The organism is Halanaerobiales bacterium (assembly GCA_035270125.1).
Classification (GTDB): domain Bacteria; phylum Bacillota; class Halanaerobiia; order Halanaerobiales; family DATFIM01; genus DATFIM01.
Genome location: DATFIM010000065.1, coordinates 1 through 12,438 on the forward strand (window position 1 = coordinate 1; position 12,438 = coordinate 12,438).

Annotated in this window: 9 protein-coding genes; 1 reads left to right on the forward strand and 8 read right to left on the reverse strand. The window is 26.3% G+C overall.

The features are described 5' to 3' along the window. Window positions 1-4,008, forward strand: a 4,008-nt coding sequence (locus tag VJ881_03315; protein HKL75074.1) for a hypothetical protein, incomplete at its 5' end; no start/stop codon positions are given. Between the two features lie 119 nt (window positions 4,009-4,127). On the opposite strand, the gene VJ881_03320 is transcribed toward VJ881_03315, so the two are convergent. The 8 genes from VJ881_03320 to VJ881_03355 all read right to left on the reverse strand — a co-directional run bounded on the left by VJ881_03320 (window position 4,128) and on the right by VJ881_03355 (window position 12,380). Continuing rightward, window positions 4,128-4,889 carry a hypothetical protein gene (locus VJ881_03320; GenBank protein ID HKL75075.1) on the reverse strand — a complete coding sequence of 254 codons (762 nt, stop codon included), beginning with the start codon at window positions 4,887-4,889 and terminating at the stop codon, window positions 4,128-4,130. A 12-nt stretch (window positions 4,890-4,901) separates the two neighbouring features. Continuing rightward, entirely contained in the window at window positions 4,902-5,618 is a 717-nt protein-coding gene (gene ung / locus VJ881_03325; protein HKL75076.1) for a uracil-DNA glycosylase, read from the reverse strand. 478 nt (window positions 5,619-6,096) lie between these two features. Beyond that, window positions 6,097-6,654, reverse strand: coding sequence for a hypothetical protein (locus tag VJ881_03330; GenBank protein HKL75077.1), 558 nt, complete (start codon window positions 6,652-6,654; stop codon window positions 6,097-6,099). 1 nt (window position 6,655) lies between these two features. Further along, entirely contained in the window at window positions 6,656-7,642 is a 987-nt protein-coding gene (locus tag VJ881_03335) for a PD-(D/E)XK nuclease-like domain-containing protein (GenBank protein HKL75078.1), read from the reverse strand. After that, the gene (locus tag VJ881_03340; protein HKL75079.1) at window positions 7,617-8,030 is read right to left on the reverse strand and encodes a DUF1064 domain-containing protein; all 414 of its coding nucleotides are present in this window, start codon (window positions 8,028-8,030) and stop codon (window positions 7,617-7,619) included. Before VJ881_03340 ends, VJ881_03335 begins: the two co-directional genes overlap by 26 nt. Window positions 8,031-8,073: 43 nt before the next feature. Continuing rightward, window positions 8,074-9,261: a M28 family peptidase gene (locus tag VJ881_03345; protein HKL75080.1), complete on the reverse strand. Its 1,188-nt coding sequence runs from the start codon at window positions 9,259-9,261 to the stop codon at window positions 8,074-8,076. A gap of 97 nt (window positions 9,262-9,358) precedes the next feature. After that, entirely contained in the window at window positions 9,359-11,404 is a 2,046-nt protein-coding gene (locus VJ881_03350) for a hypothetical protein (GenBank protein HKL75081.1), read from the reverse strand. Then, the gene (locus VJ881_03355) at window positions 11,394-12,380 is read right to left on the reverse strand and encodes a toprim domain-containing protein (protein ID HKL75082.1); all 987 of its coding nucleotides are present in this window, start codon (window positions 12,378-12,380) and stop codon (window positions 11,394-11,396) included. Before VJ881_03355 ends, VJ881_03350 begins: the two co-directional genes overlap by 11 nt. Window positions 12,381-12,438: the final 58 nt, after the last annotated feature.

Below are 12,438 nucleotides of genomic sequence, written 5' to 3' on the forward strand. Positions count from 1 at the left end.
GTAAAAGAATCTAATAAGTATAGGGAAGAATTTAATAGACAAAAAGAGATAATGCTCAATGTATTTCCTGAAGTCAGACAAGTAATAGAAGACATTAATATACCCCAATTAGGCCTTTTAGAGGCTGGTGGTTCTGTTATAAGAGTTAATCCTAATCTAATGACTAGAGATACGTTAGGGCACGAATTTGGGCACTTATTAGTCGATTTAATAGGGGGTTTAAATAATACCTTAGTACAACAAGGCCTTAAACAATTAGAGGGCTCAAAAATAGAAAAAAGGGTATTAGAACGATATCCTGATTTAGCTGAAGATATAACTAATCATAAACTTAAAAAAGAGATATTAGCACAAGCTATTGGTGAAGAAGTTGCTAAGATATTCAACGAACGAGAAATAGCTGAAAAAGGACCTAAATGGCAAAGGTGGTTAATGCGTTTTTTTAGACGTGTTAAACAAGTACTTAAAATAGAAAAATCAACTGTTAGAAGATTAGCTAATATGGTTGTTGGTGAACAGTATATAGAACGTACTAATAGACCTTCTAGAGAAGCTTATGAACAACGTGATAAGAAAAAGAACCCTGAAGAAGATGATCCTGAACAAGCTGAAAAACAAACAGTTATTGGTAAAGTACCTAAATATATAGAAGAGACTTTTACAATATCTTCTGAAGAAAATGAATTACGTTTAAAAGCAATAGATTCTATACAAAATAAAATAAAAATTTATAAACGTAGAGACAATCAAGAAAAGATTGCTGAACTTAGAGAAAGATTAGAAGTACTGGAGAGTGAAGAATCTGATTTAGATGTATTATTAGATTTTAGTGCTTTGGCTGTTAGCCAAATTAATAGTGTTTATAACCGTTTTAAAAAAGCTAGAGAAGCTTATAAAAAGGGAGATAAAGAAGCAATAGACTCCAAGCATTTAATACAGTGGGCTGATTATGTTAATGGATTTAGAATCGTTAAGGCAATTCGTAAAACTATTGTAGATAGGCATTCAGATGTTGATGATGAACAACTTAAGAAAATACTTAAACAATTAAGTAATACATCAGATCAAATTGATGAAATAGATCAGTTTATATTAGAAGATGGTAGGAATGTTATAGTAGATAAATTTGCACAAAAAAGTACTAGAATAAAATCTGAATATAGGCTTATATTTGAAAGAGAATGGCGTAATTTATCAGATAAAGAAAAAGCTGATATATCTATGAATACGTATATTTCAAATAGAATGAAAGAATTTGAAGGAACTATTGAAGATCGTACTACTGCTATATTTAAAGCTGAACTAGAAAAAGGTGCGTTTGATATATCTTATATAGCCAGATGGGCTGATACTGTACTTAATTCTGATGACATGGTTATCAGTACGTTAGTAAAATCATATGCATTGCAATTAGAAAATTCTAGATTAGAAGGACTTAAATATAGGGATAAATTAGTTGGTTTATTAAGAGATTTAGAAAATTATCAAAATAAAAAGGCCAATCAATCTGAAGAATCCTTCTATAGTTTTATGTTAGAAAGAGATGAAGATGGTAAATTAACTGGGCATTATATAGATAAATTTAGGAGCAGTTTTAAAACTGAATATGAGAGAGTTAAACGAATGGTTAATGAACTTGAAGGAATGAATGAAACTGCTAAAGAAAATGTTCTTTATAAGTACAGAAAAATGAATATTATTACTCATCATAAGGATCTTAATCAAGCAAAGTATGATTATATGAAAGAACTTATGGATGGCGGCATATTAACTTATGAAGAATTTGAAAGAGTCGTAGAAAATGATAAATCTAGGTACGCTGAAAAAGATTTAAGTAAGGTACTTAAAGGTAATGAACATCAAGCAGCTGGATATATTCAAAAATGGATTTCTCAAAATATATGGAATTTTAGAGACCCTGTTAAAGAAGGTAGAAAAGTAAAAGAAATTAAAAATTCAGGCCAAATAATATGGGAAAAAAGTATTACAAATTGGCACAATCCACAATGGGATGAATTACAATCACTTAGAAAACGTGGGTTAGTAGATGGTGTACAAACTGATCCTAGGATAAAATTCTATGATTTTATTGTAGAAACAAATAATGAAATAGATCAAGTTTTACCCTATCAACATAGATTAGGTACTAGATTACCAGGAATTGCTAAAAGTTTTATAGAGAGATTACAATCTAGACAAGGTCTATACAAATCTACTAAAGAAATAACTAGTGAATGGGTATCTTTAAAACCTTATGATGTAGAAAAAGGTGAAATGGCAGGTGGAGAAATAATGGAATTAGTTGATGAAAGTAATAATCCTAAATTATTCTTACCTGTATTTTACAGTAATGAAATACCGGTTGACGATCAATCATTTGATATAGCATCTATATATTATAATAGATATAAAATGGGTGTTACATATAAAAATACTAATGAAGTTTTATCAGATTTAGAGCTTACTAAATTTTTAATAGACAATAGAGATATAGTTAAATTAGATAATCATGCAAATCCAATTAAAAATGCTAATAAAGCACTTATTAACAGGGAGTTAACTAAATCAGGAGCTTCATCATTAATAGCTGCACAATTAGGCGATTGGGTGGAATCCGTTGTGTATGGTAAAATGGCCAAAGATGAAGGTACTTGGACTGTATTTGGGTCTAGTATAGATAAAGCTAAAGCAGCAGATGCTTTAAATAGATTTACAGCACTTAATATGCTAGGTATTAACTTCGTTCAAGGTACTGCTAATACAATGCTGGGGGAGACTATGCAAATAGCAGAATCTTTTGCTGGCGAATTCTATACTATGAAAAATTATAGGAAAGCTTCTAGGGAATATGCTAAAAATTTAGTTGGCATATTAGGCGATATAGGATCTAGAAAACCAGAAAATAAAGTTAACTTATTAGCTGAAAGATTTGATGTATTAAATGATTATGGTAGTGACGATGCTATGAGAAAATCATCTAAATTCTCTAGAATGATGATGACTAATACATTATTCTTTACTTCTCATGCTGGTGAGCATATGATGCAAACTAGAGCAATGATGGCCATGCTAGATTATATTAAAGCTAGAGACTCTGAAGGTAATATTATAAAAGATAAAGATGGAAAAGAGCTAAGTTTATTGGATGCATATTCAGTCAATGATAAAGGTGAATTAGTATTAGACAAGAGAGTTGAACTAACTGAAGAAGAGGTAAACATTATAGGATTAAGAATGAAACGTATTCTATCTAGAATGCATGGTGAGTACTCTCAATTAGGTAAAATTGCTTTACAACGACTTGCATTAGGCAGAATGGGTTATATGTTTAGAAAATTTGTAATACCAGGAATGAATAGACGCTGGGAAGTTAGTAAACGTAAAAATCGTGATGGTTCTAGAGCTTTTAAATATAATGAAATAGGCGAATTCTTTACAGAAGGGTCTTATATTACTACTGGTAGAGTTGCTGGTAAAACAGCTGGTATATTACTTAATAATTTTTTAGGTAGGCTATTTAAAGATGCTAATGCTTTTAAACATGAATCCGCTAAAGCTTATTTAAAAGGACTAACAACTTTAGAACGAGCCAATATCAAGAGAACAGTTACAGAAACAATAGCATTGGTATTAGCATTTATATTAGGTAATTTGTTTGTAAAGTTAGCTGGTGATGAAGATGATGAAACTAAACAAGCTTTTTATAGTCATGCTGCATATCAGTTTTTAAGATTAAGGTCAGAATTGTTTTTCTTTAGTAATCCTATAGAAGCAATGAGAATACTTAAATCTCCTGCAGCAGCTATGTCTATAATAGAAAATACTATTAGAATGGTAGAATTAGCATTTAATCCATTAGATGATGATAGACCTTGGACAAGATTTAAAACAGGTCCTTGGAAAGATCATATGAAGATGGAAAAATATTTTATTAATATGGTACCAGTTGCTAAACAAATACCTAGATTATTAAATATAGAAAACCAAATGCATTGGTTTAAGAATTAAGTACTACATAAACATACAAATAAAGATAGGGCAGTCATTAAGGCTGCCCTTTCTTTTTCAATTAACCAAACTTGCGGGGTAACCACTCCCCTGTCAATCATGAAATCGTATATTTTAATTTATTTAGTGTCGATATAAAATTGTATAAATTCGTTTCTAAGTTCTTTATCATCCACACCTTCTACATATTCTGAATAATCTTTTTTGTAGATTATATTAATATGTTCTTTAAAAGCATTAGCAAGATTGTTTATATCTTGTACTCTTTTATCTCTTAATTCTGGTATCCAAGTCATTATAATACTTGGCCCTAAATAAGTAAGTGAGGAATTATTAAAATATTTTAATTCTAGTGCATTTATGAATTTTTTTATTTTTTTATCTGGAAAATTATAATTAATTATTTCGTTTACTAATATATCATCTATAGGATATAAGAAATAATCTCTATCAGAATTTTTTTCTTTTATTTTTCTAGTACGACTGTAAAAGAAATATCTTAATCTTCTTTCCAAAGTATTTTCAAATGGAATATCAGTATTTAGTATTTGTAAATTATAAATATCAGGATTAAATGACCTGCTGTTTATTACACAGTCATATAAATCTCTCACTTTTACCATTCTATATTCATCTGATTTAGGAAATTTTATACCTAAAAAAGAAAGTATTTCGCTGAAATTAGTTGATAATATTTTTTTAAACATCTTTGAAGTACCTCTAGGTTCATATATAAACTCTAAAGTACCGTCTTCATACAATAAACCATATGGATCTACCATTTGACTTATAATATCTTCTAAAAATTTATAAGCTACGTTTTTACTTACTGAAACAGTATCCATATATTTATTTAATAAAGTATTTGATTCTGTAATCATTGTTAATATGTGTTATTTTGTTGAAAAATCAAAGTCATAATTATATTTATCTTTAATAAAGTTATAAGCTTTCTTAAAATGGTTGCATCCAAAAAATCCTCTATTTGCTGATAAAGGACTGGGGTGTACCGCTTCTAATATTAAATGTTTTTTATTTGTAATTTTACTTTTATATTTTCTAGCATCATTTCCCCACAGCATAAATACTATAGAATTATTATGATTATTCAGTAATTCTAATATTTTATTAGTTAGTATTTCCCATCCATAATTGATATGCGCTTTAGATATTCCGGCATGCGTAGTAAATACAGTATTAATAAGTAGCGCACCTTGTTCTGCCCAATTATCCAAAGAATTACTTAATAATCTTATGTCTGGAAAATCATTAGTTAATTCTTTAAATATATTTTTCAAACTTTTAGGCGTTTCTTTATTTTTAGTACTAAATACTAACCCATCTGCAATTCCTTTACCAGGGTATGGATCTTGACCTAAAATAACAAGCTTTACGGCTTCATATGGGCACTTTCTGAATGCTCTGAATATATTTCCCTTACTTGGACATAAAAGTCCCTCATTTTGCTTATAATTGGCTATTTTAGCAGATATACGCCTCATATAAGGTTTAGTAAATTCATCCTTTAAATAAGGGTACCAAGTTTTCAATTGGCCATATCTTTTAATTTCTTCAGTATTTGTACTATTTAATTGTTCTCTCCAATTCATTTATTTTTGTTTTAATAAGGTTAAAAAGGTGAGGGTAGGAAAGTATCAATTTGAATGGACAAAACAAATTGACACTATTATGGAAGGATATTATAATTTATGATATTACCTACCCTCGGTGGGCTTTCTAATTAACCAACTTAACTTAACCAAACCAATATTTTATGCAAGACATCATGCTCCTTTTCATCCTGTCATTGGTGGGAGCAGTTGCTTTGTCTTTCGACAACTACCTCAACTGTCTGAGGATTCAGGAATAGTCTTGCATTAATGTTTTAAAAATAACTCTACTCAGGGTTTCTGGTTTGCACTTTCGTATTAAGTAAGACTACTATAAACCCTTTTTCATCTTACAGTATACCTAACAGCTTTCTTTATAAACTTCAACTAAGGCGTATATATCTTAGTACTTTACATCGTGAATCTTAATAAGCTATTCATGTCTGTTTATTTAATGTGTTTTGTAGAGTTATTTTTATTATTTTAATGTTTCTTTTGACATATCTGGAATAGGCCATAATTCGTTTTCTATGGTATCTTTTTGTTCTTCTTCTGTAAGTTCTGTTACATTATTGTTCATTTGTGATTCGTCTACACCATATAGTATATATGTAAACATATCGTCACCTTCTTCCAAATTCCAAAATTTCATTATATTAGTTTTATATAATGAAGGGAATTGTGTGTATTTACCCTCTTTAAATAATTCTAATATTGGTTGTTTATTTTCAGGTATATCAAATACGAATACCTTTAATTTATTATTTTCATTAGAATAAGATTCTAAATAATGTTTAGATTTAGTAAGTACCTCACTAACTTTATTTGTAAGTTCATTTTTACTATCATAAACTAATAATAATTTATCATCATATTCTTTATTTTTAGCATCTTTAATATAAGCGCCGATAAAAGGTTCCGTTACAGTGTTATCACTGTTTATACCTTGTTCGTAAATTAAAGGCATTAAAAATCTTAATGTATTATTTTGAGAATTACCTAACTCAATTAACTTTTTGAATGTATTTACGTGCATATTAATTTTCTTCTTTTAATTTTTCAACTCCTGTTCCTTCATAATACTCTCTTGAATATTTCCAGAAGTTGTTTTCAAAATGCCACGAAATATCTTTCATTAGGTTTTCAATTTCTTCATTACCTAATTCTATTAAATTATTTGATATTTCAAATACTTTACATTCTGGTAATTCTTTAGTTCGTAGCGCTATTATATAATTTTCTCGTTTATAATCTTGCAAGTCTTTAAATTCATATTCAACAGCTTTCCAATAAAAAGCTAATTGTCTGTAGTATTTGTATTTATCTACAGATTTATGAAAAGTACCTAAATTACTAGTAGTTTTTAGATCTATTAATTTAATAGTTTTAGTATCATGATCTATTACTAATCTATCTAACATAGACTTACAAGGAACTGTTTTTCCTTCAATAGTTTTATATTCCCAAAATATTGGTATTTCATTATACTCTTCTACATTAGCTAAATCATTTTCCACTAATAATAATTGTCTTGCTTTCTTATGATTATAAGCTTCTTTTTTTAAATCTTGTATTAATTTCCATTTTGATTTAGTTAGTACCTCTTTATACTCTTTCGATTTTTCTAAGTACTTTATATAACTCTGTAAGGTATTATATAGTTTCTCAGATTCTTTATTTATCTTATCTTCGGATTTACCAACAGCGTTATAAGATCGTTCATAAGATAGTATTCTCCTTTCTTTATCTGTATATTTATTTATATTATCTATATAAATTTCACAGAATTTCTTTTGATTTTCACTTTTTGGTATTTTATAATCTAAATAAATATAGTTAATGTCAAATTCTTTTGGTTCTAAAATAGACATATGTATTTGTCTACCAGTATCGAACCAACTTAATTTTTCTTGTACTATTTCTTTATCTAGCATATTTTTAAAATACCAAGGAGATTCATCTTCAAACCATTTTAATGAGGTACTAGATACTTTCTTTTCACTGTAATACTGTTTTTCTGTCATTATAATGATTTTTTATATCTTCAATGACTGCATCTACATCCTTTTTATTTCTAGGTAAGTATAATTTGTAATTTAAATTATTATCAAATAAATAGCGTTTAAAAATTTTCCAACGCAATGGAAAAGCATCATTAGCCTTTCCTTTACATTCAATTACAAAATCTTTACCTACAAAATCAGGTTTGTATGTCATTTTTCTTACTTTCTCATCATTATATACGAAGGCATCAATTATTACAAAAGTATTTTCTTCATATGGAGCTTCTATGTTATTTTCTTTTAATTTATTATAACAGTATACTTCTAATTTACTTTTAAATTTTATACCATCATAAAATAATGGAGTAGCATTTTTTACTTTTTTATTTTTAGATTTCTTTTTACTCATAAATTTAGTAGTAAAAATACCTACAACTTAAGTAGGTATGTTTTTAATAAGCTAATTTATATCTATCTTCATCTAAAGGCATATATGAGCCTAATACAGAACTCCATTCGGAATCATCTTTTTTAATCCAACAAACTGCTAAATTATTAAAAACAAAATCTTCTCCTTTAGAAGTTATTTTCAGTTTGTGATATAAATTATCTATTTGTTCATTCTTTTTTAAATTCGTATCATCGTTTAATATTTTGCCACATTTTTTACACATGAATATATCATCTTTAGGATAGTATATCATTGTATCTTTACTTTTACAAATGTTACAATTAATACCTTTTACTGGTATTAGTTGTTCTTCATCCTTTAAAGAATATTCATAGGAATTTTCAATTTCATTTTTATTACTATTTATAATATTAAATTCTGGATATTTAGACAATTTAATATTTTGATATATGTATTTTGGTACTATTTTATCAAAATATATTTTCCTACTTATTGGATATGTAAATGAATTTCCAAAATTACTATATGTGGGAGTTGGTACATATTTGTATTCAAATTTAGTATTACCTAAATTATTTATTATATCAGTTACAAAATTAAATGTGTTTAGTACTTCTGAAATTTTAACTATTTCAGTATCAGTATGGGGTCTATAGTACCCGGAACTTATGTTAACACACGATATTCCGGCATCTCCTTTTACTAATTTATCTACATCTGTACTTATTCCCGTCTCTTCTTTAAATCCATATTTCTCCATATAAGGAGTTACAGAATTTATAAAGTCAGTACTACACATTTTAGTTCCACCAGATCTAGTTATAAAATCACTTTTATACTTTCTATCACATTGTAAAATAAAATTACAATCGTTATAAAAAGATTTTTCATGTTGTATAGAATGTTTAGATCCTAAACAACCTATTTCCTCATTTCTGTAAAATACGGCTTTTATATTATCTAAATCTTTTAATAGTTGTAAAGTTATATATATTCCCACTTTATCATCTCCGCCAATACCAACTTGTTCTCCCAGTTCTACATTCATAGCATAAAGTATATCCTTTAACTTAAATATTTTAAAATATTCTTTATCTATCATAGGATGTACGGTATCCATATGACTTACTACACAGGCATAAGATTTGCTTTTTCCTTTAGTAACATATATATTTCCATATGTATCTTCCTTATATTTTATTTTATTTTTTGATAAGAAATTTTTCACAAACTTTATCATGTTAGAATCGTCATTAGATTTCGATTGCACAGATAAAGTTTTTATTAATAGTCCTAAATTAAACATTATTTTTAATCATAAATTTTTAAAATATTTGGCCAAAAGAATTCATATATGTCCTAGGTAAATCTATAAAAGATGGACTATATTTAACGTGTTTATCGTAATATTCACCCATTAAATTTCCAAGAGCTTTATTGGCATCTTCTTTATTTAATTTATTAGATTTTAAATTATTTTGTTCATTAATGATACCTAATTTTTCAATAGTTTTTTTGTACGTTTTATCAACTTTATGTTTTTTGCTTGTAATAGTACCATTTCTTATAGAATATTTTAGAACAGATATACCATTAGGTATTTCATTATTTTTTAAAGATTTAGTCATTCTATCTGTATTATTCATATTCCAGCTATATATATGAATATAATCTATTATATCATCTTCAGAATTTTCTGCATATCTATGTAATTTAATTTTAAATATTGAAGATTCTTCAGTTTTTAATATATTTTTAATATTCTTATTTTTTTGATTATAATTTCTTATTGTATTATTTATATAATCTGTTGTATTCAGTTTTTCAGCCATCAAATTACTAGTAGTATAATATTTAGTTACCTCTGAAAGTCCCCCACTACTTATTGAATATAAATATTTATCAGATTCATAACTATCCATTTCATGATAAGTTAATAATTTCTTATTTTTTAAATCTATATATTTAAATGTATCTAAATATGGATACTTTTCATAGATGCAATTTTTTATAGGAATTCCTGTTGTTTTGTTATTATTATTAAGTCCGCTATAATTTTTATTACTGTTAGATACGTTAATGTAGTTATTGTTTAATAACCATTTATACATTTTATGTCTTGTAGAATTGTTATCAGCGTAGATTCTATCAAACATATTAGTTTTACCATCTGTCCAAATTATACATCTACCTGCAACTTTTTTATCATAATCAAATAAAATCAACATCCCTATTGTATCTGGATTATCTACATATAAATCTAATTGTTCGTCTGTACAACTATTGTGACGCATACAACTATTATGTAATTGTCCCCCACCTAAATTATTTTCTACTTGCGCACCATCTTCTTGATTATTTATAGTACCTTGTAATAAATCCAGTGTTGAGTAAGACGCATTATTGCGTTTTTTATTGTAATTTTTATAGTATGAACAATTTATTTCATTATAATAATAAGGTATAGCTGGACCTCTAACTATTTTTATATCATCTTTAGAAATATCAATAAATTCTGATGATAATAGTTCTACGAAATCTTCTATTTCTGTAGGTTTATAAATTCCTTTATTAAATAATTTTATAATGAACTTGCCGGGTTTAATTTGTTTTCTAATAGAAGAATCTTTGTATAAATTTATATTTTTTAGTAAGTTTAATAATTCAAATGATTTACTATCAAGTTTGGAATTTATATATTTAGTTTCCTTAGAATTTAATCCATAATATTCTTTAACATCTTCAATATAATTTGTATCGTTAATAATACTATTGTATAGTATCTTTAACAAGATAAAATTATTTTTTTGCATTTCATTAATACTATAAAGTATTTTAGTATTGGTATGTATAATATTAGATAGTTCTTCATACATATTTATATACATACTACTTAAATAACTAAAATATCTATCTTCTGAAATTTCAGATGGTCTAAAGTTTCTAAAAGTATACAATTTACTACTAAGTACATTATTATATGAAATACAAGTTCTTACAGATAAATCTTCTTTATTTGAGAGTATTTTTCTGATATTAAAATCATCCTTTAATAATAATTTAAATTTATCTTTAATATATTTATTTAATATTTTAGATTTTACATCTTTAATAGTTAAATAACTTATCATTAAAGACCCATCTTTCTTTCTTTTTATATTTATAAAATTAGGGTGATCATCATTTATATAAGATTTCTTTATTAAATATTGATCATTTGGAAGTAACGCCTTAATTATTTTATTACTACTACCTTTTTCAGATTTTTTTATTTTTAATAAAATATCATTTAAAGGATTTAAGTAAATAATTTTTGTAGATTTTTCATAATCCGACTGTAATGATTTGTAGAAGTTTATATTATTTATCATTTGTTAATAATTTTTTTAAATATTCTTCAGTTTGTTTTTTACCATATTTTTTTATAAAATCGCTTATATCCTTTACTTTTTTATCTGTACTTATTTTTATACTATTTAAATTGTAAGTTTTACAAAATTCTTCAGCTCCTTTTATACCACTACTATCATTATCAAAGAATATAATAATATTTTTAAATCTCTTCTTTAAATCATACATTATTTTTTTAGGTATTACAGAGTTTTCGCTATTTGCAGATACTGAAGTATAATTTAATTCGTTTAATACCATTACATCTTTCAATGACTTTGTTATTATAAGTAATTCTCCAGACTTTGGTAATTGTTCATAACCTTGAACATCGTATAAAGTACAGTTAGTAAGCCATTTTTCCTTATTTGCATTCTTTGGTCTATATATTTTAAATTTATTATAAACTTGATATGCATACATGGGGTATTCTTTTGAATATCTCCAAGGTAAAAGAGTGTCATTAACCCATATATATGATATAGGTTTTACTTTATATTGTTTTAATGTCTCTCTAGATATATTATATTGATTCCAATATTCATCATCATTTTCTGTGAAATATCTAGTCTTTATTTCTATTTTGGTTCTAGATGATTTATAATTATATTTTACATCTATACCTTTTTTGCTTCTATTTAATAGTCCTAAATTTAAATCGTCATTTACCTTTTCTAATGCTTCTTTATAGGTGCTCAAAGATTCTATTAATTGTACAAATTTAAAACAATTTCCAGTTTCTCCTATACCTTGGTCTTTAAATAATAAAGAATTTGTTATCTTAGATACAAATATACCAAAAGAAGGATTTTTATCTTTTCTTAGTGGGCTATTAAATTTAGAATTAACTATAAAACTGTGTCCTAAGTAATATGAAAATATATCATATTCTGTAGTTTTACTTAAAATATTTTCTTCAGTTACAGGTTTTATATTTTTTGTGTCGTATAGTGTCATATACTGATAAAATTATAAGGGGTAGAATTTTACTACCCCTTGATATATATATATTGAG

Coding starts and splice junctions, on each gene's coding strand:
- VJ881_03320 (HKL75075.1), bottom strand. CDS start 4,889: ATGATTACAGAATCAAATACTTTATTAAATAAATATATGGATACTGTT.
- ung (HKL75076.1), bottom strand. CDS start 5,618: ATGAATTGGAGAGAACAATTAAATAGTACAAATACTGAAGAAATTAAA.
- VJ881_03330 (HKL75077.1), bottom strand. CDS start 6,654: ATGCACGTAAATACATTCAAAAAGTTAATTGAGTTAGGTAATTCTCAA.
- VJ881_03335 (HKL75078.1), bottom strand. CDS start 7,642: ATGACAGAAAAACAGTATTACAGTGAAAAGAAAGTATCTAGTACCTCA.
- VJ881_03340 (HKL75079.1), bottom strand. CDS start 8,030: ATGAGTAAAAAGAAATCTAAAAATAAAAAAGTAAAAAATGCTACTCCA.
- VJ881_03350 (HKL75081.1), bottom strand. CDS start 11,404: ATGATAAATAATATAAACTTCTACAAATCATTACAGTCGGATTATGAA.
- VJ881_03355 (HKL75082.1), bottom strand. CDS start 12,380: ATGACACTATACGACACAAAAAATATAAAACCTGTAACTGAAGAAAAT.